Origin of the sequence: Mesorhizobium sp. CA16 (genome assembly GCF_020165175.1) — a bacterium.
Lineage (GTDB): Bacteria > Pseudomonadota > Alphaproteobacteria > Rhizobiales > Rhizobiaceae > Mesorhizobium.
The window spans coordinates 119,198-138,696 of sequence record NZ_JAIUHP010000017.1; the positions used below are offsets into that span (position 1 = coordinate 119,198).

Genomic DNA, 19,499 nt, shown 5'->3' on the forward strand with positions numbered 1-19,499 from the left:
CGGCAAATGGCAAGGTGCCGCAACGGAATGGCAGGTGGGAAATCCCTGCCCGCGGTGTTTTTGGGCAACAGATCGGGATTGCGCTGGGCAGGCCAGTTGGATGACAGTGGCTCCCGGGAGGGCCCGCATTCGACGCATCGGGAGGTGAGAATGGACGCCGCCGACAAAGCCGCGCGGATCGCACGAACGGTCGTCGAGACGCTGAAACCAGGTTTCGCGGTCAAGCTCTGGACCGGCGAGCGCATCGGTCCCGCCGGCGGTCCGGTGCTCACCATCAACGACCAGGATATCGTCTGGCAATTGCTTCGCCGGCCGCGCTTCTCGACGCTGGTCGAGATGTGGATTTCCAAGACCATCGACATCGAAGACGGCACGCTGTTCGATTTCTACGCGCTGCCTTCGCAAGGCAAGCTCAAGACGAAGCTCAGATCGCTGCCGAAGCTGGCGATTTTGCGCGACCTGCCGGCGGTGCTTTTCTCGCGCAAACAAATGACGGCGCGCAGCGATCTTTCCGGCCGCAACCCTTATGTCAGCGGGTCGAACAAGGAGGCGATCCAGCACCATTACGACATTTCGAACGCCTTCTATCGGCTCTTCCTCGACGAGCGCATGGTCTACAGCTGCGGTTATTTCAGGGATTTCGCCAACGGCATCGATCAGGCGCAGATCGACAAGCTCGACCATATCTGCCGCAAGCTCAGGCTCAAGCCGGGCGAAACGTTGCTCGACATCGGCTGCGGCTGGGGCGCGATGCTGATCCATGCGGCGAAGCATTACGGCGTCGTCGGTCACGGCGTCTCGCTGTCGCAAGCCCAGACCGAGCTTGCCCGCGAGCGCATTCGCGCCGAGGGGCTGCAGGATCGCATCACCATCGAGATAAAGTCCTATGCCGAGCTCTCCGGCAGCTTCGACAAGATCTCGTCGATCGGTATGTTTGAGCATTTGGGGATCGCCAACCACGCTGCCTATTTCTCGACTGTCCACCGCCTGCTGAAACCCGGCGGCATCTATCTGCATCATGCCATCACCCGGCGCAGCAAGGGCGACCTGAAGAAGACCCTGCGCAAGGGGCCGGAATACAAGGCCCTGATCAAATACATCTTTCCCGGCGGCGAGCTCGACACGATCGGCATGACGCTCGGCAATCTCGAGGCGCACGGCTTCCTGGTCTATGACGTGGAAAACCTGCGCGAGCATTATGCGCAAACCTGCCGCCTGTGGGCGGAGCGCCTCAGTGCACGCTTCGACGAGGCGGTCGCCGAGGTCGGCGAGCCCAAGGCGCGGCTGTGGCTGCTCTATCTGACGGGTTGCTCGATCACCTTCGAGCGCGCCTCGGCGCAGATTTTCCAGACCGTCGCCACCAGGCGCGCCCGCGGCCCGAGCGGCCTGCCGCCGACACGGGCGGATTTGTACCGGTAGACCCGACCCGCTTCAGTCCATCAAGCGCATCGGCGCGCCGAGCTCGATCCGTGCCGGCCGGTCGACCGTGCAGTAGACGCCGAGATTATGGGCGTTGTGGCGCACCAAATTGCGCAGGATGCCGGGATCGGTGTCGAAACCGTCCTGGGCGATGATGGTGAAGCCGCAGCGGCGGCACGGTTCGGAGACGGTGAGCAGCAGATCGCCGACCGCGAGCTTCCTGCCGATCCATTGCGTCTCCGGAAAGGCGCCTTCGACCGGGTCCATCTCGACGACGATGTTGGGCCGGAAGCGGCGCGGATCGGGCACGCCTTCGGGATGCAGCGCCTTCAGTCTGGCCAGCGAGGCGGTGGTGAGCAGATGGATCGGCGCCTTGGCATAGCGGGCCTCGGTCAACGGGCCGGTGTAGCCGGGCGCCGCGTTCTCCGCGCCGAACGGCCGGATCGAGGCCTCGAAGCCGAGAAAGGCCGATACCGTGCGGTCGCTTTCAGGATCCGGCGCCGGCAGCCATTCGCCGCCGGGCACCGCCACTTCGAGCCGCCATTCCTTGTTCACCGGGACCTCGCTCAACCGGGTGCGGATCAGCGGCACCTTGTGCCACTTGGCCTCGCGGTCGGGCCTGGCGATCTCGCCGTCGGAAGCGTCGACCAGTCCGAACAGCCGGTCGCCGTCGACGGTCCTCAGCCCGACGGAGATGGCATCGCGCCGCTCGCCGGCGAGCGAACTCGCCGGATAGCGCCAGAGCTGGCTGACGGTGCCGAGGATTGCCTCGCCGGTCATCAGCCCTTCTTGTTCTGCCGGTTGGCGACGAGATCGTCGACCACGGCCGGATCGGCGAGCGTCGAGGTGTCGCCGAGCGCGCCGAAATCGTCCTCGGCGATCTTGCGCAGGATGCGCCGCATGATCTTGCCCGAACGGGTTTTCGGCAGGCCAGGCGCGAACTGGATCTTGTCGGGCGTGGCGATGGCGCCGATCTCCTTGCGGACATGCGCGACCAGCTCCTTGCGCAATTCCTCGCTCGATTGGGTGCCGGCCATCAGCGTGACATAGCAGTAGATGCCCTGGCCCTTGATGTCGTGCGGGTAGCCGACGACGGCGGCTTCCGACACCTTGTCATGGCTGACCAGCGCCGATTCCACCTCGGCCGTGCCCATGCGGTGGCCGGAAACGTTGATGACGTCGTCGACCCGGCCGGTGATCCAGTAATAGCCGTCGGCGTCGCGCCGGCAGCCGTCGCCGGTGAAATATTTGCCCTTGTAGGTCGAGAAATAGGTCTGCACGAAGCGGTCGTGGTCGCCATAGACGGTGCGCATCTGGCCCGGCCAGGAATCGGCGATGCAGAGATTGCCGTCGGTGGCGCCGTCCAGCACCTTGCCTTCGCCGTCGACCAGCTGCGGCTGGACGCCGAAGAAGGGCCGCGTGGCGGAACCCGCCTTGAGGTCGGTGGCGCCGGGCAGCGGCGTGATCATGATGCCGCCGGTCTCGGTCTGCCACCAGGTGTCAACGATCGGCACCTTGGCGTTGCCGACGACGTTGTAATACCACTCCCAGGCTTCCGGATTGATCGGTTCGCCGACCGAACCCAGCACGCGCAGCGACTTGCGCGAGGTCTTCTTCACATGGCTGTCGCCGGCGCCCATCAGCGCACGCAGCGCCGTCGGCGCGGTGTAAAAGATGTTGACCTGGTGCTTGTCGATCACCTCCCAAAAGCGCGACTGCGAGGGATAGTTCGGCACGCCCTCGAACATCAGCGTCGTGGCGCCATTGGCCAAAGGCCCGTAGACGATGTAGCTGTGGCCGGTGACCCAGCCGACATCGGCCGTGCACCAGTAGATGTCGCCATCATGGTAATCGAAGACATATTGGTGCGTCATCGAGACATAGACGAGATAGCCGGCGGTGGTGTGCAGCACGCCCTTCGGCTTGCCGGTCGAGCCGGAGGTGTAGAGGATGAAAAGCGGGTCTTCCGCCTTCATCTTTTCCGGCTTGCAGTCGGCCTTAACGGTCTGCGCCTCTTCATGGTACCAGACGTCGCGTCCCGGCACCCAGCCGGTCTTGCCGCCGGTGCGGCGCACCACCACGACCTTTTCGACCTTGGTGCCGGCCTTGGCGGCGATGTCGATCGCCTTGTCGGTGTTGTCCTTGAGCGGGATCGGCTTGCCGCCGCGCAGGCCCTCGTCAGCGGTGATCACGATGGTCGATTTACAGTCGTCGATACGGCCGGCCAGCGCATCGGGCGAGAAGCCGCCGAACACGACCGAATGGATCGCGCCGACACGCGTGCAGGCGAGCATGGCATAGGCCGCTTCCGGAATCATCGGCATGTAGATGGTGACGCGGTCGCCCTTCTTGACGCCATGCTTCTTCAGCACGTTGGCGAAGCGGCAGACATGCGCGTAGAGCTCATTATAGGTGACCTTGCGGTCGTCATAGGGGTTGTCGCCTTCCCAGATGATGGCGGTCTGGTCGCCGCGCTTCTTCAAATGCCGGTCGATGCAATTGTAGGAAACGTTGGTCTGGCCGTCCTCGAACCACTTGATCGAGACCTTGCCGTCGAAGGAGGTGTTCTTGACCTTGGTGAAAGGCTTGAACCAATCGATGCGCTTGCCGTGCTTGCCCCAGAACTTATCCGGATTTTTCACGCTGTCGGCATACCATTTGAGATAGGTGTCGTTGTCGATCAACGCGTTCTTCTTCCACGCCGGCTGGACGCGGTGGACATGCACATCGGACATTTCTTTGCTTTCCTCCCAAACCATCCACCGGCTTGCGCCGCCGGCGCCATCGCGGCGAAGCGGCCGCGAATTCGCGGGCATTATTAACAGTTCCGCGGTGACGGCAACATTAGACGTTGGATTCGCGTGGCGGGATGACGCAGGGGCAATTGGACCAGCCATTAGCACTCTCGCTTCGCGGCTGCTAACCGCCTGTTTTAACGACAAAAATTTTGCAGAGTCTCGAAGAAATCCATAGACAGTTAAGCAACCGTGGGCACAATTCAGCGTTGGGAGGAAGGAGAATCAACCAAGGAAACGCAATGCGCGACAATTCCGAAATGGATCTGATGCTCAGGGGATACGGGCTGACTACGGCTAAGATCCTTTATCATTACCCCGATCACCCGCACCTGCTGCAAAGCTATGTCTGGCAGGACTATGACCTAGCTCCGGAATTCCCGGTGCTGATCCGCTTCATCGAGTTCTGGAAGACCAAGCTCGACGGCCCGCTGCATTCGGTCACCTACACGCATCAGAAGCTGATCGCGCCGAACGAGTGGCGGAAGGTGGATGGGGAGTTTCGGGTGCACTGAGGCGGCGGTACAGCTGATCTCCCCCGCAAGGGGGAGATTGGCAGTTTCAGCGCTGGCTTCACACCGCCGGCGGGTTCAACCGGGCGAAGCCTTCCTGGCGGCGATAGGGGAAGTACGGGTAAGGCGCCGTCACCGCGCTTGCTTCATCGAGCGCCGCGATCTGCTCCGCCGTCAACGCCCAGCCGACGGCGCCGAGATTCTGGCGCAGCTGCTCCTCGTTGCGCGCGCCGATGATCACCGATGCTACGGTCGGCCGCTGCAGGAGCCAGTTGATGGCAATTTGCGGCACAGTCTTGCCGGCCTCGGCGGCGACCGCCTCCAACGCATCGATCACCTTGAAAAGCTGCTCGTCCTCGACCGGCGGGCCGAAATCGGCGGTGCCGTGCAGCCGGCTCTTCTCCGGCAAGGGTTTTCCGCGGCGGATCTTGCCGGTGAGCCGGCCCCAACCGAGCGGGCTCCATACCAAGGCGCCGACGCCCTGGTCGAGGCCGAGCGGCATCAGCTCCCATTCATAGTCGCGCCCGACCAGCGAATAGTAAACCTGATGCGCGACATAGCGCGGATAGCCGTGCTTTTCCGCCAGGCCGAGCGATTTCATCACCTGCCAGCCGGAGAAATTGGAGACGCCGACATAGCGCAGCTTGCCGGAGCGCACGAGGTGATCCAGCGTCGACAGCACCTCCTCGATCGGCGTCGAGGCGTCGAAGGCGTGGAGCTGAAGCAAGTCGATATAATCGGTGCCGAGGCGCTTCAGCGCCGCGTCGACGGAGCGAATCAGGCGCGAGCGGGACGAGCCCCAGTTGGCCGGGCCATCGCCCATCGGCAGGGACGTCTTGGTCGAGATCAGCACCGCGTCGCGGCGGCCCTTGATGGCCTCGCCCAGCACCTCCTCCGAAGCGCCGTTCGAATAGACATCAGCCGTGTCGAAGAGGTTGACGCCCGCCTCCAGGCAGATGTCGACCAGGCGGCGCGCTTCCTTCGCGTCGCTGTTGCCCCAATGGCCGAACAGCGGGCCGGAGCCACCAAAAGTTCCGGCGCCGAAGGAAAGGGCGGGCACTTTCAGGCCGGAGGCGCCGAGAGGTCGATAATCCATGTTTTTTCTCCTGATTGGATGTCGAAGGATCAGCGCTCAGCACTGCGCGGTGACCGGCTTGCCGATCGCCCGGCCGCGTTCGAGACGCAGCGCCGTGAACACGACGCCGAGCGCGGCGAGCGGCACCAGGCCGGCGACAAGGGGGACGGCGCCGAGGCCGGGGCCGTGGTCGATGACGAAGCCGCCAAGCCAGGCGCCGATGGCGTTGCCGAGATTGAAGGCGGCGATGTTGAAGGAGGAGGCCAGGCCCTGGCCGGCGCCCTCGGCCTTCTCCAGCACCCACATCTGCAGCGGCGCGACGGTGGCGAAGGCGGCGGCACCGAGCAGACCGACGGCGACAATCGCTGCCACCGGCTGGTGGATCGCCGCGGCCATGACGAACAGCATCGCCGAAAGTGCGACCAGCGTGCCGACGACCGTCGGCACCAGATGGCGGTCGGCAAGGCGCCCGCCAAGCAGATTGCCCGCCACCAGGCCACCGCCGAAAACCAGCAGGATCGGCGACACGGCTGCCTCGGAAAAGCCGGTGACGCGGGTGAGGATGGGCGCCAGATAGGTGAAGGCCGCAAAGACGCCGACCCAACTCAGCACCGTGGTCAACAAGCCGAGCAGCACCGGGCGGCGGCCGAGCACGGCGAGCGTGCCTTCCGAGGTCTCCTCTTCCTCCGTGGCGGCGGGCTCGCCGCGCGGCACCAGCAGCGCGATCACGGCAAAGGCGATGACGCCGACCAGCGTGACCGCCAGAAAGCTCGAACGCCAGCCATAGGCCTGGCCGAGCCAGGTGCCGAAGGGCACGCCGAGGATGTTGGCGACGGTGAGACCGGTGAACATCAGCGCGATGGCCGAGGCCTTCCGGTTGGGCGCGACAAGGCTGGTGGCCACGACGGAGCCGACACCGAAGAAGGAGGCATGGGCGAAGGCGGTGAGCACACGGGCCGCCATCAGCGTCCAGTAGTCGGGCGCCAGCGCGCAAGCGAGGTTGCCGACGGTGAAGACCACCATCAGGGCAAGCAGCAGGGTCTTGCGCGGCAGGCGTCCGGCCAAGGCGCCAAGCAGCGGCGCGCCGACGACGACGCCCAGCGCATAGCCGGAGATGAGCAGGCCCGCGGCCGAGATCGAGACGCCGAGATCGGCGCTGACATCGAGCAGCAGGCCCATGATGACGAATTCGGTGACGCCGATGCCGAAGGCGCCGGCGGTGAGGGCATAAAGAGCAAGAGGCATTGGCGATGGTCCATTTGGTGCTGAAGGACGCTCAGTCCCGCGCCCCGACACGCAAGATCGTGATCCGCCAAACTGTGAACCAGCCTTGCATCGGGCATATTTTCTGTGAAATAGATTCACGAATGGCGAGACCCGACATCAACCGCTCCGGCGAGGTCGAGGTGTTCGTCCGCGTCGTCGAGGCCGGCAGCTTCTCGGCCGCGGCGCGGGCGCTGCGCATGACACCGTCGGCGGTGAGCAAGCTGATCGCGCGGCTGGAGGCGCGGCTTGGCGCGCGCCTCATCAGCCGTTCGACGCGCAAGCTGCAGTTGACGCCGGAAGGGGCTGCCTTCCATGACAGCGGCCTGCGCATCCTCGCCGATCTCGATGCCGCCGAACGGGAAGCCGCGGCGGGCGCGGCGCCGCGCGGCAGGCTCAGGGTCAATTCCTATGTGCCGTTCGGCCAGCACCGCTTGATGGAATTGCTGCCGCGTTTCCTGGAGCGCTATCCCGAGATTTTCGTCGAAGCCGTGCTGACCGACAGTGTCATCGACCTTCTGGAAGAGCGCGCCGATGTCGCTATCCGCGCCGGGCCGCTGCGCGAGTCACGCCTGGTTGCGCGCAAGCTCGGCCAGAGCCGGATGGTCCTGGTCGCGTCGCCTGCGTATCTTGCAGCGCGCGGCAGGCCACGCGCATTGTCCGACCTCGCTCGCCACAACATGCTGGCCTTCGGCTTCGCCAGGCACATAGAGGGCTGGCCGTTTGTCGATGCGACAGGCAAATCGATCATCATGCCGATTGTCGGAAACATGTCGCTGACCGACGGCGAAGCGATGCGGCGAACGACGCTGGCAGGAGCCGGCATAGCGCGGCTGGCGCGCTGGCATGTCGAACCCGACATCGCCGCCGGGCTGCTCGTGCCGTTGCTTGAGGAGTTCAATCCAGGCGACGAGGAGCCGACGCATGCCGTCTATGTCGGCCAGGGCAAGCATCTGCCGGCCCGCGTCCGAGCGTTCCTCGATTTTCTCGCGGAAAGCGTTCGTCTCTGAATGAGGAAAGAGCCGCGCGCCAATGGCACGCGGCTCCGACCTGTCTGCCCGAGCGGAATTACGCCTTCGGCACGAACGGCGCGGGACGCCGGCCGGCGCCTTGCCGCTCCAGCATCCAGCCGGGATACTCGGCAGGCAACGCGCTCACCTCGTCGAGCCTGGCGAGGTCGTCGGCGTCGAGCTTCAAGCCGGTCGCGGCGAGGTTCTGCTCGAGCTGGTCCATGCGACTGGCGCCGATGAGGACGCTCATCACAAAAGGCTTGGCCAGCACATAGCCCAACGCCACCGTGGCGACGCTGACATCGTGCTTTCTGGCGACCTCGCGCATGACCGCAACCGCCGCCCAGGCGCGGTCCTCATTGACCGGCGGGAAATTGAAGGAAGCGCGCCGGCCCTCGCCATTGCCGGGCGCGCCGGGGCCGTATTTGCCGGAAAGCAGCCCGCCGGCCATCGGCGACCAGACCATCAGGCCAAGCTTTTCCTCGTTGATCAGCGGCACGATCTCGCGCTCGAGATCGCGGCCGGCGATCGAGTAGTAGGATTGGATAGTCTCGAAGCGGGCATAACCTTTGCGCTCCGCGATGCCCAGCGCCTTGGCGATACGCCAGGCCTGCCAGTTGGAGACGCCGACGTAACGGACCTTGCCGCTGGCGACGAGGTCGTCGAGCGCGCGCAACGTCTCGTCGATCGGCGTGACCGTGTCGGTGCCGTGCAGCTGGTATAGATCGATATGGTCGAGCTGCAGCCGCTTAAGGCTGCCGTCGACCGAATCCATGATGTGGCCGCGCGAGGAGCCGCGCTCGTTCGGCCCGTTGCCCATGGCGCCATGCACCTTGGTGGCGATGATAACGTCCGAACGTTTCACGCCGAGGTCCTTGAGCGACTGTCCCAGCAACTGCTCGGACTGGCCGAAGGAATAGACATCCGCCGTGTCGAAGAAATTGACGCCGGCGGCGATCGAGCGGCCGACGATCTCGTTGACGCCCTTCTGGTCGAGACTGGCGATCAGGCCCCATTGGGCATTCTCGCCGGCGGCGCCGAATGTCATGGTGCCGAGGCAGAGTTCGGAAACGAATAGGCCGGTGTTGCCGAGCTGATTATAACGCATGGTGAGATTCCCCGAGAAGGAGTGAATGTGCACCAAGCAAAATAGGAACGGTCCGTTTCGTTTCAAGTTCTGGCGCAAGCGCGGTGGTCAACTTGATGTGAAGTTGCCAATCAGCGGATCTTGAAACGTCAGACTTCCCAGGGATTGACGACCGTCACGCCCATGCCTTCGAAGTCGGCCACGTTTCGAGTGACCAGGATCAGGTCGTGCACGAGGGCGGTTGCCGCAATGAGGGTGTCGGCGTTCCCTCGCGTACGTCCGGCCGTGATGCGGCCCCACGCGAGGGCGACCTCTTCCGTGATCGCCAGGATGCGGTCCGCATTGTCTCGGCGCAGTTCCCGCAGCCAGACGTCAAGCCGCGCTGCCCTGTCGGGGTCGGTCTTGCGCTGCTTGACGATCCCACGTTCGATCTCACCAATGGTGATCACACTGAGACTGATCGAGGTCGGATCAACCGAAGCCAGCCAGGCGGTTGGTTTCGGCAGCCGCCTTTGCACGTCTGAAACAACGTTCGTATCGAGCAGATACATCAGAGGTCGACGTCCCGGATCATCGTATCCGAGCGGCGGGTGATTTCCTTATGAAACTCATCGTCCCAGCCGGGGCCGGTCAGAAGATATTCGGCGAGCGATTTCTTCTTCCCGGCCAACCGGTCGTAGTCCTCGGCGGACAGCACGACCGCAGCCCGTTCGCCGCGAAGCGTCACTGTCTGCGGCCCCTCGGTTCGCGCGCGCTGGACCACTTTTGAAAAATTGTTCTTCGCGTCCTGAAGATGCCAGTTCATCCGCAGCTCCTAGCTAGCTTGGCTAGATATAGCGTGGCGGCAGCGGATCATCAATCAACCCCACGGAAAGATAGCGGGTGACGGCGTCACCGGTTGCCGAAGATTGCCGACCCGACCCTGACGCTGGTCGCGCCGAAGGCGATGGCGGTCTCGTAATCGCCGGACATGCCCATCGAGAGCTTCGCGACACCGGCCTCGCGGGCGAGCTTTTCCAGCAGCGCGAAATGCGGGCCGGGGTTTTCATCGGCCGGCGGGATGCACATCAGGCCTTCGATGGCGAGACCGTGCATGTCGCGGCAGCGTTTGACGAAAGCGACCGCCTCGCGCGGCTCGATGCCGGCCTTTTGCGGCTCGGAGCCGGTGTTGACCTGGACATAGAGTTTCGGCGCCCGGCCCTGCCGCGCCATTTCTTTTGAAAGCTCGGCGGCGATCTTCTCACGGTCGACCGTCTCGATGATATCGAAAAGCGCCACCGCTTCCTTGGCCTTGTTGGATTGCAGCGGGCCAATCAGGTGCAGCTCGATATCAGCGAATGCCGCCTTCAGCGCCGGCCATTTGCCTTGCGCTTCCTGCACGCGGTTCTCGCCGAACACGCGCTGGCCTGCCTCGATGACGGGGCGGATGTCCTCGGACGCGAAGGTCTTCGACACCGCCACAAGCGTGACGGCGCCTGGCGCGCGCTTCGCCTCGCGCTCGGCGTTCGCGATCTTCGCCCTGACCGCGTGAAGCTGCTCTACGGCGTTCGTCATGCCACTATCCTGCCTATAGTTTTCATGGTCGGCCGGCTCGCCGCAGTTGACGGGTCCGGCAATCCATGGTGAACACCGCGACGACATTGTCTCGGCTGCCGGCCCAGGCGTGTCGATATTCAGGTGATGCCGGCCTGCAAATGCCGGTTTCCTGCGCTTCCGGTGCTCACGTACTTAAGTACGCTTCGCTCCGGTTCTCGGAACCCGCCATTTTCGGCTCGGCCTGACCTGAATATCGACACGCCTTAATCCAGCACCGCGCACCTGCTTTTAAGTGAAAAACATCCGATGGCAACCGAACGATACAATCCGCGCACGTCAGAGCCCAAATGGCAGAAGGCCTGGGCCGAAAAGAAGCTGTTCGAGGCCCGCAACGACGACCCGAAGCCGAAATACTACGTGCTCGAGATGTTCCCCTATCCGTCGGGCAAGATCCATATCGGCCACACCCGCAACTACACGATGGGCGACGTGGTGGCGCGCTACAAACGCGCCAAGGGTTTCAACGTGCTGCATCCGATGGGCTGGGACGCGTTCGGCATGCCGGCCGAAAACGCCGCCATGCAAAACAAGGTCCATCCCAAGGACTGGACCTACGAAAACATCGCGGTCATGCGTGAGCAGCTCAAGATGATGGGCCTGTCGCTCGACTGGGCGCGCGAGTTCGCGACCTGCGACGTCGACTATTACCACCGCCAGCAGATGCTGTTCCTCGACTTCGTCGAGAAGGGCTTGGTGACGCGCAAATCCTCCAAGGTCAACTGGGACCCGGAGGACATGACGGTGCTCGCCAACGAGCAGGTCATCGACGGCCGCGGCTGGCGCTCGGGCGCGCTGGTCGAGCAGCGCGAGCTGACGCAGTGGTTCTTCAAGATCACCGACTTCGCGCAGGACCTGCTGGACTCGCTCAACGGACTCGAAGAGTGGCCGGAAAAGGTCAAGCTGATGCAGCACAACTGGATCGGCCGCTCGGAAGGGCTGCTGATCCGCTGGCCGCTGGCAAAGCCCGTCGGCGATATGCATGAGCTGGAAGTCTACACGACAAGGCCGGACACCATCTTCGGCGCCTCCTTCATGGCGGTCGCCGCCGACCATCCGCTGGCGAGAAAAGCCGCCGAGAGCAATGTCGAGCTGGCGAAGTTCATCGACGAGGTCCGCCACATGGGCACCTCGGTGGCGGCGCTCGAGACGGCCGAAAAGAAGGGCTTCGACACCGGCATCCGCGTCGTCCACCCGTTCGACGAGAATTGGACGCTGCCGGTCTATGTCGCCAATTTCGTGCTGATGGAATACGGCACCGGCGCCATTTTCGGCTGCCCGTCGGGCGACCAGCGCGACCTCGACTTCGCCAACAAATACGGCCTGCCCGTGATTCCGGTGGTGATGCCGGAAGGCGAAACCCAAGGGAGCTTCCAGATCATCGAGGAGGCCTATGACGGCGACGGCGTGATGATCAATTCGCGCTTCTTAGACGGCATGAAGCCCGAGAGGGCTTTCGATGAAGTGGCGAAGCTCCTGGAGCAGAAAAGCATCGGCGGCCGGCCGATGGCGGAGCGCAAGGTGAATTTCCGCCTGCGCGACTGGGGCATTTCGCGCCAGCGCTATTGGGGCTGCCCGATCCCGATGATCCATTGCGAGGCCTGCGGCGTCGTGCCGGTGCCGAAGGCCGACCTGCCGGTCAAGCTGCCCGACGACATCGAGTTCGACCGCCCGGGCAACCCGCTCGACCGTCATCCGACATGGCGGCATGTGAAATGCCCGCAATGCGGCCGCGATGCGCGGCGCGAGACCGACACGATGGACACCTTCGTCGATTCGTCCTGGTATTTCGCGCGCTTCACCGCGCCGTGGGCAAACGAGCCGACCGAGCCGAAAGCGGCCGACGAATGGCTGGCGGTCGACCAGTATATCGGCGGTATCGAGCACGCGATCCTGCACCTGCTCTATTCGCGCTTCTTCACCCGCGCCATGCGCGAGACCGGTCATCTCAATCTGGCCGAGCCGTTCAAGGGGCTGTTCACGCAGGGCATGGTGGTGCACGAGACCTACCGCGTCGGCGGCCCGTCCAACAATGGGCGCTGGCTGTCGCCCAGCGAGGTCAGGCTCGAGGACGTCGACGGCAAGCGCCGCGCCATCGAGATCGCCACCGGGGAGGAGGCGACGGTCGGCGCGCTGGAGAAAATGTCGAAGTCGAAGAAGAACACGGTGAGCCCGGAAGAGATCACCGACGGCTACGGCGCCGACACGGCACGCTGGTTCATGCTGTCGGACTCGCCGCCGGAGCGCGACGTCGAATGGACCGACGAGGGCGCGGCCGGCGCGCACCGCTTCGTGCAGCGCATCTGGCGCCTGGTGCAGATCGCGGCCGAGCAGCTGCCCGGCGTGAAGCCGACGGCGGCGAAGGATGGCGATGCAGGCGCCGTTTCCAAGGCCGCCCACAAGATCCTGAAGGCGGTCGGCGAGGACATAGAGAAGCTCGGCTTCAACCGTGCGATCGCCCGCATCTATGAGCTCGCCAATGTGCTGGCCGCGCCGCTGGCCGACGTTGCCGAAGGCAAGGCCGACGACGCGCTGAAGGGCGCCTGCCGCGAGGCGGTGGAAATCCTGGTGCACATCATCGCGCCGGTCATGCCGCATCTGGCGGAGGAATGCTGGCAGGAGCTGGGCGGCGCCGAAATGGTCGCCGAGCGGCCCTGGCCGGTCTACGACCCGGCCCTTGTCGTCGACAACGAGATCGTGCTGCCGGTGCAGGTCAACGGCAAGAAGCGCGGGGATTTGACAATTGCCCGCGACGCGGATCAAGGTGCCGTCGAAAAAGCGGTGCTGGCTCTCGACTTCGTGCAAAAAGCACTGGAAGGTAAGGCTCCGCGCAAGGTGATCATCGTCCCGCAGAGGATCGTCAATGTCGTTGCCTGATCCGGTGAAGTCACAACCGGTCCGCCTGCGCGGACGCCTGGCGCTCTGCGGCATGGCCGCCGCGCTGGCGCTGGTCTCGGCCTGCACCGTGCGGCCGCTCTATTCCAGCCAGCCGCTGTCGCCCGGATCGCTCAGCGCCTCCGCCGAGCTCGGCTCGATCTCGATCAAGCCGGTCAACACCCGCTACGCGCAGCAGGTACGCAACAATCTGATCTTCGCTTTCGGGCAGGGCTCGGGCGAGCCGGCCTCGCCGGCCTACACGCTCGATCTCGGCGTCACCGAGCTCGTCGAATCGGCGGCCATCGTGCAGGTGCAGACCCAGGAAGACGAGCCGACGGCCGGCACGGTCACGCTGACCGCCAACTACGTGCTCAGGGACACCGCGACCAACACGGTGATTGCCGTCGGCAAGCGCTCGATCCCCTCGTCCTTCGACCGGCCGCGCCAGGAATTCGCGGCCTATCGTGCGCAGATCGATGCGGAGAACCGCGCTGCGCGTGAGTTGGCCGACCTGCTGCGGCTTTCCATCGCCCAGGATTTGGCCAGGCACGGCAAAAAGGCCTAGTTCCTCGCCGGAGATTGGCTGAAGCCTTCCGAACTTCGTCATCCCAGGGCGGAGCAGCCGCGAAGCGGCGTCGCGTAGACCCTAGGATCCATTCCGTTACCTCGGCCTGAAGGTGCGGCGGAGCAGAATTCTGCACCGTTGCGACGCTCGTACGTCACGGAGTGGATCCTCGGGTCTGCGCGCGTCGCTTCGCTCCTTGCTCCGCCCTGGATGACGATCGCGATGGGCGTTCCGGCCAATCGCCAAGGCAGGTGACCTGGCAAGGCATAGGCACTTTGCCACGAAAAAAGGCCGGTGCCCGGCCTTCTTTCCTACTCAATTGCTTTTTGCCTTGCGCAATTCCCGGACGGAAAATTGTTACACTTTTCCTGGAATTGCTCCGGCCTCAGCCGATCTTCTGGCCGGTCTTCGCCCAGTCGGCGAGGAAGGCGGCGAGGCCCTTATCGGTCAGCGGATGATTGACCAGCGCCTTCAGCGTCGCCGGCGGCGCGGTGACGATATCGGCGCCGATGAGCGCGGCCTGCTTGACGTGGTTCACCGTGCGCACCGAAGCAGTCAGGATCTCGGTCTTGAAATCGTAATTGTCGTAGATGGTGCGGATTTCCGAGATCAGCTCCATGCCGTCCGAGCCGGTATCGTCGATGCGGCCGACGAAGGGCGAGATGAAGGAGGCGCCGGCCTTGGCGGCCAGCAACGCCTGGTTGGCCGAGAAGCAGAGCGTCACGTTGACCATGCGGTTCATCTCGGTGCGGATGGTCTTGCAGGCCTTCAGGCCGTCCAGCGTCAGCGGCACCTTGATGGCCACGTTCGGCGCGATCTTGGCCAACACCTCGGCCTCGGCCATCATGTCCTTGTATTCGGTGGCCACCACCTCGGCCGAGACCGGCCCTTCGACGATGTCGCAGATCTGCTTGGTGACTTCGGAAATCTTGCCGCCCGATTTCAAAATCAGCGACGGGTTGGTGGTGACGCCGTCCAGCAGCCCCAGATCGTGCAGCTCCTTAATTTCCTTGATGTCAGCGGTGTCGACAAAAAACTTCATGGCTGTCTCCTTGGGGATCGCCTGGCGCCCGCCAGGCACATGCGAGGGTCCCCTTTGATCTAGAGCAAAGTCGGGGCAAGGTCACGCCCGATGATCGAAGATTCGCCCTTTGTCGCAGCCGCGCCCGTGCTGGTGCCAATGCCCGCCGAACGGCCCTATACCTATGCCGTGCCGCCCGGCATGCGCGTGGTGCCGGGCTCGATCGTGCGCGTGCCGCTCGGGCCGCGCCAGGTCGCGGGCATCGTCTGGGACGGCGCCGTCGAAACCGTCGATACGAAGAAATTGCGGCCGATCGAGGAGGTGTTCGACTGCCCGCCGATCGACAGGGCGATGCGCCGCTTCGTCGACTGGATCGCGCAATACACGCTCTCTGCCCCCGGCATGGTGGCGCGCATGCTGCTCAGAGCTCCCGAGGCTTTCGACCCGGAGCCGTGGATCGAAGGGCTGCAGCGCACGCTGGCCGAACCGGACCGGTTGACCGACGCGCGGCGGCGCGTGTTGGAGGCGGCCGAAGGCGGCCTTGCCTGGACGCGCTCTGGGCTGGCGCATGCCGCGGGCGTGTCCTCGACGGTCATCGACGGGTTGCGGGCACAGGGCGTATTCGAGACGGTGATGATCCCGCCGCGTCCGGTGGTGGCGGCGCCCGATCCCGGCCATGCCATGCCGGAATTGATGCCTGACCAGAAAGCGGCGGCGGACAAGCTGCGCGCCGCGGTCGCCGCCGACGCTTTCAACGTCACGCTGCTCGACGGCGTCACCGGCTCCGGCAAGACGGAAGTCTATTTCGAAGCGGTGGCAGCTGCGCTCGACAAGGGCAGACAGGTGCTGATCCTGTTGCCGGAAATCGCGCTGACGCATGCCTTCCTGGAACGTTTCCAGGACCGGTTCGGCGCCAAGCCGGCGGAGTGGCATTCCGACCTGCCGCCGCGGATGCGCGAACGCGTCTGGCGCCAGATTGCGGAAGGCGGCGTGCGCGTCGTCGCCGGCGCGCGTTCGGCGCTGTTCCTGCCGTTCAAGGAACTCGGCCTGATCGTCGTCGACGAGGAGCACGATCCCGCCTACAAGCAGGAAGACCGCGTCTTCTACAATGCGCGCGACATGGCCGTGGTGCGCGGCCATATCGGCGGCTTCCCGATCGTGCTCGCCTCGGCGACGCCCTCGGTGGAAAGCCGGGTCAATGCCAGCCAGGGCCGCTACGATCGGGCCGTGCTGTCGTCGCGTTTCGCCGAGGCAGCGCTTCCCGACCTCAAGTCGATCGACATGCGGCGCTCGCCGCCGGCGCGAGGCGGCTTCCTGTCGCCGGTCTTGCTGGAGCAGATGCAGCGCACGCTGGAGAGGAAGGAGCAGTCGCTGCTTTTCCTCAACCGGCGCGGCTATGCGCCGCTGACGCTCTGCCGCGTCTGCGGCCATCGCTTCGGCTGCCCGGTCTGCTCGGCCTGGCTGGTCGAGCATCGGTTTCGCGGCCAGCTCGTCTGCCATCATTGCGGCCATAACGAGCGGCGGCCGGAAGCCTGTCCGGAATGCGGCACGCTCGACCATCTGGTGGCATGCGGCCCAGGCGTCGAGCGCATCGCCGAGGAAGTGGTCGGGCATTTCCCCGATGCCCGCACCATCGTGCTGTCGTCCGATCTTCTGGGCGGCGTACGCCGGCTCAGGCTCGAGCTCGAGGCGGTCGCCAATGGCGAGGCCGATATCGTCATCGGCACGCAGCTAGTCGCCAAGGGTCATAATTTTCCCGGCATGACGCTGGTCGGCGTGGTCGATGCGGATTTGGGACTGGCCAATGGCGATCCGCGCGCCGCCGAGCGCACCTTCCAGCTGCTCAGCCAGGTGACGGGGCGTGCCGGCCGCACCGGCAAGAAGAGCCTCGGCCTCCTGCAGACATACCAGCCGGATCATCCGGTGATGCGGGCGATCGTCTCGGGCGATTCGGAAGCTTTCTACGAGCGCGAGATCGCCGAGCGCGAACGGGCGGCGCTGCCGCCATTTGGCCGATTGGCCGGCATCATCGTCAGTGCCGCGACACGCGGCGAGGCGGAAAGCCATGCACGGGGGCTAAGGCGCGCGGCGCCGCAGGCTACCGACCTCTTCGTGCTCGGCCCGGCCGAGGCGCCGTTGTCGCTGATCGGCGGCCGTCACCGATTCCGGCTGTTGGTGCAAGGCGAACGGCGCGCGGACATGCAAGGCTTTATTCGGGCCATGTTGGCGAATGGACCGAAGCTGCGCGGCTCGGTCAGGGTGCAGGTCGACATCGACCCGCAGAGCTTTTTGTGAGTTTGCGGAATTACTCGCTCTCGGTGAAGGGGTTCAGGTGAGGTACATCGAGAATCGCGAAATGCCGGACATTGGCCGTTAAGACGGACATGCCGTTCAAACGGGCAGTCGATGCGATCATTATGTCCGCCAAGCCAGGACTGAAGCCTTTGGCGATTGCGGCATCTTCCAGTTTCCCAGCGTCTCGGGCGATTGCGACATCTACTGGCAGAATGCGCTGGTCGAATTCCGTCAGCAATCGTTCGAACCAGTCGCCGATACGCGCCGCCTTCGAAGCTGCACCCGATCGTTTCAGTTTCGCGATACCTTTTTCCAACTCTAAAACGACAATGGACGACATGTGCCAGGAGCTGCGCTCCCGCTGTTCGTCGACCCAGGTCAGTACGTGTGGCGGAAGCGGAGGACGGTCAGGCGCAAAGGCCGATAAGAACGACGTATCCAGTAAGTAACCGCTCAAAGGTCGACGTCCCGCGACGGCGATTCGTTTCGCTCAAATTCGATACCGCCAGGGTACTGAAGCAGGAAGTCGATAAAGGCTTTTTGGCTGCCCTGCGGATAAAGCTTTCGCCCCTCATCAATCGGAACAACCATGGCAATCGCTTTGCCATGCCTGGTGATGGTCGTAGGCTCACCGTTTCCCGCGGCTTCGACGAGCGCCGACAGCCCTGCCTTAGCCTCCCGAAGCTGGACGGTTTTCAAGGTTGCCTCTCTTGTAGTCTCGTGTAGTCACAATATAGAGATTATATAGGAAGGGAGCAAGTCCAGATGAAAACCCTTGGCCTTCTCGGCGGCATGAGTTGGGAATCGACGGCGATCTATTACCGCCTGCTCAACGAGATCCTGCGCGAGCGGCTGGGCGGGCTGCATTCGGCTAAGCTGCTGTTGTGGTCGTTCGATTTCGCCGAGATTGCTGAACGCCAGCATGCCGGCGACTGGGAAAGCGCCGGCACTCTTCTGGTGGAAGCCGCGCGCAAGCTGGAGGCGGGCGGCGCCGAGGGCCTGGTGATCTGTACCAACACCATGCACAAGCTCGCCGACACGGTGCAGGCGGCCATATCGATCCCGCTCATCCATATCGCCGACGCCACGGCGCAGGCTGTCCTCGATGCCGGAGTGAAGCGGCCGGCGCTGCTGGCAACGCGCTTCACCATGGAGCAGGATTTCTACAAGGGACAGCTTGCGGAGAAATACGGGCTGCAGCCGATCGTGCCCGACCAGGGCGGCCGCGACATGGTGCATCGGGTGATCTATGACGAGCTCTGCCAGGGCATCGTCAGGCCCGAATCGAAATCCGCCTATCTCGACGAGATCGGCCGGATGCTGCGCATTGACCGGGTGGACGGCGTCATCATGGGATGCACCGAGATCACCATGTTGATCGGCCAGGGCGATTTCGACATTCCGGTCTTCGACACGACGCGCATCCATGCCGCGGCCGCGGTCGATTTCGCGCTCGCCTGATGCGCGGCACCTAATGTGCCCGCCGTCCTCTGGCGCGCCTTCATTCCCTGGCTAGAATGCCGCCGTTTCAGAACAAGAAATAAGAGGGGGATTTTATGGACTTCGCGTTTCCGTGGCCCGCCAGCCAGGGTGAGTGGCTGGCCTGGTCGAGCGCCGTCGTGACCTTGGCGCTCGGCCTGTTCCTGTTCCTGGCGCCGGCGCTTGCGTTTCGTGTGCTGCGCCTGCAGCCAAGGCCCGAGAAAGCGGCGGCGATCGCCGAGGGACGCGGCCGCATGTCGGGCTTTTATCTCGGCGTCAGCCTGTGCTGCATTCTTCTGGCGCAGCCGCTGCTTTACATGGCGCTGGGCTTCTCCTGGCTGTTCACCGCCTTCGGCCGGCTTCTGTCGATGATGTCGGACGGCGCCAACACCCCTTTCAACTGGGTGTCGATCGTGGTTGAATTGGCGCTGGCGGCGCTGCCGCTGGCCTTTGCCTTCGGCTTTGTACCGTGAATTCGGCGCTTGGGGTTGGCCTTCGCCGCCTGATG

General features: G+C 64.2%; 19 protein-coding genes. 8 read left to right on the top strand and 11 right to left on the bottom strand.

Going from position 1 to position 19,499, the window contains the following annotated elements; genetic code table 11:
• Positions 1-150 precede the first annotated feature (150 nt).
• A complete protein-coding gene (locus LB525_RS22580) occupies positions 151-1,419 on the top strand; it encodes an SAM-dependent methyltransferase (protein WP_224547325.1) in 1,269 nt (422 codons plus the stop codon).
• Between the two features lie 12 nt (positions 1,420-1,431).
• Here the strand turns inward: LB525_RS22580 and LB525_RS22585 are convergent, their stop codons facing one another.
• Positions 1,432-2,199 carry an MOSC domain-containing protein gene (locus LB525_RS22585; protein WP_224547327.1) on the bottom strand — a complete coding sequence of 256 codons (768 nt, stop codon included), beginning with the start codon at positions 2,197-2,199 and terminating at the stop codon, positions 1,432-1,434.
• The gene (acs, locus tag LB525_RS22590) at positions 2,199-4,154 is read right to left on the bottom strand and encodes an acetate--CoA ligase (protein ID WP_224547329.1); all 1,956 of its coding nucleotides are present in this window, start codon (positions 4,152-4,154) and stop codon (positions 2,199-2,201) included. Before acs ends, LB525_RS22585 begins: the two co-directional genes overlap by 1 nt.
• A gap of 302 nt (positions 4,155-4,456) precedes the next feature.
• Here acs and LB525_RS22595 point away from each other — a divergent pair, with 302 nt between their 5' ends.
• Positions 4,457-4,729: an usg protein gene (locus LB525_RS22595; RefSeq protein WP_095769745.1), complete on the top strand. Its 273-nt coding sequence runs from the start codon at positions 4,457-4,459 to the stop codon at positions 4,727-4,729.
• Between the two features lie 58 nt (positions 4,730-4,787).
• Here LB525_RS22595 and LB525_RS22600 read toward each other — a convergent pair whose 3' ends face one another.
• Positions 4,788-5,822 carry an aldo/keto reductase gene (locus LB525_RS22600; protein ID WP_224547331.1) on the bottom strand — a complete coding sequence of 345 codons (1,035 nt, stop codon included), beginning with the start codon at positions 5,820-5,822 and terminating at the stop codon, positions 4,788-4,790.
• Positions 5,823-5,858: 36 nt separating this feature from the next.
• Positions 5,859-7,046, bottom strand: a complete 1,188-nt coding sequence (locus tag LB525_RS22605; protein WP_224547332.1) for an MFS transporter — start codon at positions 7,044-7,046, stop codon at positions 5,859-5,861.
• A gap of 122 nt (positions 7,047-7,168) precedes the next feature.
• On the opposite strand from LB525_RS22605, the gene LB525_RS22610 reads away from it, so the two are divergent.
• A complete protein-coding gene (locus LB525_RS22610) occupies positions 7,169-8,074 on the top strand; it encodes a LysR family transcriptional regulator (protein ID WP_224547334.1) in 906 nt (301 codons plus the stop codon).
• Between the two features lie 58 nt (positions 8,075-8,132).
• Here LB525_RS22610 and LB525_RS22615 read toward each other — a convergent pair whose 3' ends face one another.
• The 4 genes from LB525_RS22615 to LB525_RS22630 form a co-directional block, all read right to left on the bottom strand.
• Positions 8,133-9,182: an aldo/keto reductase gene (locus LB525_RS22615; protein ID WP_224547336.1), complete on the bottom strand. Its 1,050-nt coding sequence runs from the start codon at positions 9,180-9,182 to the stop codon at positions 8,133-8,135.
• A 128-nt stretch (positions 9,183-9,310) separates the two neighbouring features.
• Positions 9,311-9,712, bottom strand: coding sequence for a type II toxin-antitoxin system VapC family toxin (locus LB525_RS22620; RefSeq protein ID WP_224547338.1), 402 nt, complete (start codon positions 9,710-9,712; stop codon positions 9,311-9,313).
• On the bottom strand, positions 9,712-9,966 hold the full coding sequence (locus LB525_RS22625) for a type II toxin-antitoxin system Phd/YefM family antitoxin (RefSeq protein ID WP_095769739.1): 255 nt from the start codon (positions 9,964-9,966) through the stop codon (positions 9,712-9,714). The genes LB525_RS22620 and LB525_RS22625 overlap by 1 nt, the downstream gene beginning before the upstream one ends.
• 86 nt (positions 9,967-10,052) lie before the next feature.
• On the bottom strand, positions 10,053-10,715 hold the full coding sequence (locus LB525_RS22630) for a YggS family pyridoxal phosphate-dependent enzyme (RefSeq protein WP_224547349.1): 663 nt from the start codon (positions 10,713-10,715) through the stop codon (positions 10,053-10,055).
• A gap of 288 nt (positions 10,716-11,003) precedes the next feature.
• On the opposite strand from LB525_RS22630, the gene leuS reads away from it, so the two are divergent.
• Positions 11,004-13,631, top strand: coding sequence for a leucine--tRNA ligase (leuS, locus tag LB525_RS22635; RefSeq protein WP_224547351.1), 2,628 nt, complete (start codon positions 11,004-11,006; stop codon positions 13,629-13,631).
• Positions 13,618-14,196 (top strand): LPS assembly lipoprotein LptE, encoded by a 579-nt coding sequence (lptE, locus tag LB525_RS22640; RefSeq protein ID WP_224547353.1) that lies wholly within the window; start codon positions 13,618-13,620, stop codon positions 14,194-14,196. Before leuS ends, lptE begins: the two co-directional genes overlap by 14 nt.
• Before the next feature lie 385 nt (positions 14,197-14,581).
• Here lptE and fsa read toward each other — a convergent pair whose 3' ends face one another.
• Entirely contained in the window at positions 14,582-15,238 is a 657-nt protein-coding gene (fsa, locus tag LB525_RS22645; RefSeq protein WP_095769735.1) for a fructose-6-phosphate aldolase, read from the bottom strand.
• A 90-nt stretch (positions 15,239-15,328) separates the two neighbouring features.
• Here fsa and LB525_RS22650 point away from each other — a divergent pair, with 90 nt between their 5' ends.
• A complete protein-coding gene (locus LB525_RS22650; protein ID WP_224547355.1) occupies positions 15,329-17,512 on the top strand; it encodes a primosomal protein N' in 2,184 nt (727 codons plus the stop codon).
• A gap of 10 nt (positions 17,513-17,522) precedes the next feature.
• Here the strand turns inward: LB525_RS22650 and LB525_RS22655 are convergent, their stop codons facing one another.
• Both LB525_RS22655 and LB525_RS22660 read right to left on the bottom strand, forming a co-directional pair.
• The gene (locus LB525_RS22655) at positions 17,523-17,969 is read right to left on the bottom strand and encodes a type II toxin-antitoxin system VapC family toxin (protein WP_224547357.1); all 447 of its coding nucleotides are present in this window, start codon (positions 17,967-17,969) and stop codon (positions 17,523-17,525) included.
• Positions 17,966-18,211: a type II toxin-antitoxin system Phd/YefM family antitoxin gene (locus tag LB525_RS22660; RefSeq protein ID WP_224547359.1), complete on the bottom strand. Its 246-nt coding sequence runs from the start codon at positions 18,209-18,211 to the stop codon at positions 17,966-17,968. The genes LB525_RS22655 and LB525_RS22660 overlap by 4 nt, the downstream gene beginning before the upstream one ends.
• Positions 18,212-18,277: 66 nt before the next feature.
• On the opposite strand from LB525_RS22660, the gene LB525_RS22665 reads away from it, so the two are divergent.
• Entirely contained in the window at positions 18,278-18,973 is a 696-nt protein-coding gene (locus tag LB525_RS22665) for an aspartate/glutamate racemase family protein (protein ID WP_224547370.1), read from the top strand.
• A gap of 95 nt (positions 18,974-19,068) precedes the next feature.
• Entirely contained in the window at positions 19,069-19,464 is a 396-nt protein-coding gene (locus tag LB525_RS22670) for a DUF4345 family protein (RefSeq protein ID WP_224547371.1), read from the top strand.
• The last annotated feature ends 35 nt before the right edge of the window (positions 19,465-19,499 follow it).

Excerpts from the sequence above, each read along its gene's own strand:
- LB525_RS22580 (WP_224547325.1), top strand. The coding sequence starts at position 151 with ATGGACGCCGCCGACAAAGCCGCGCGGATCGCACGAACGGTCGTCGAG.
- LB525_RS22585 (WP_224547327.1), bottom strand. The coding sequence starts at position 2,199 with ATGACCGGCGAGGCAATCCTCGGCACCGTCAGCCAGCTCTGGCGCTAT.
- acs (WP_224547329.1), bottom strand. The coding sequence starts at position 4,154 with ATGTCCGATGTGCATGTCCACCGCGTCCAGCCGGCGTGGAAGAAGAAC.
- LB525_RS22595 (WP_095769745.1), top strand. The coding sequence starts at position 4,457 with ATGCGCGACAATTCCGAAATGGATCTGATGCTCAGGGGATACGGGCTG.
- LB525_RS22600 (WP_224547331.1), bottom strand. The coding sequence starts at position 5,822 with ATGGATTATCGACCTCTCGGCGCCTCCGGCCTGAAAGTGCCCGCCCTT.
- LB525_RS22605 (WP_224547332.1), bottom strand. The coding sequence starts at position 7,046 with ATGCCTCTTGCTCTTTATGCCCTCACCGCCGGCGCCTTCGGCATCGGC.
- LB525_RS22610 (WP_224547334.1), top strand. The coding sequence starts at position 7,169 with ATGGCGAGACCCGACATCAACCGCTCCGGCGAGGTCGAGGTGTTCGTC.
- LB525_RS22615 (WP_224547336.1), bottom strand. The coding sequence starts at position 9,182 with ATGCGTTATAATCAGCTCGGCAACACCGGCCTATTCGTTTCCGAACTC.
- LB525_RS22620 (WP_224547338.1), bottom strand. The coding sequence starts at position 9,712 with ATGTATCTGCTCGATACGAACGTTGTTTCAGACGTGCAAAGGCGGCTG.
- LB525_RS22625 (WP_095769739.1), bottom strand. The coding sequence starts at position 9,966 with ATGAACTGGCATCTTCAGGACGCGAAGAACAATTTTTCAAAAGTGGTC.
- LB525_RS22630 (WP_224547349.1), bottom strand. The coding sequence starts at position 10,715 with ATGACGAACGCCGTAGAGCAGCTTCACGCGGTCAGGGCGAAGATCGCG.
- leuS (WP_224547351.1), top strand. The coding sequence starts at position 11,004 with ATGGCAACCGAACGATACAATCCGCGCACGTCAGAGCCCAAATGGCAG.
- lptE (WP_224547353.1), top strand. The coding sequence starts at position 13,618 with ATGTCGTTGCCTGATCCGGTGAAGTCACAACCGGTCCGCCTGCGCGGA.
- fsa (WP_095769735.1), bottom strand. The coding sequence starts at position 15,238 with ATGAAGTTTTTTGTCGACACCGCTGACATCAAGGAAATTAAGGAGCTG.
- LB525_RS22650 (WP_224547355.1), top strand. The coding sequence starts at position 15,329 with ATGATCGAAGATTCGCCCTTTGTCGCAGCCGCGCCCGTGCTGGTGCCA.
- LB525_RS22665 (WP_224547370.1), top strand. The coding sequence starts at position 18,278 with ATGAAAACCCTTGGCCTTCTCGGCGGCATGAGTTGGGAATCGACGGCG.
- LB525_RS22670 (WP_224547371.1), top strand. The coding sequence starts at position 19,069 with ATGGACTTCGCGTTTCCGTGGCCCGCCAGCCAGGGTGAGTGGCTGGCC.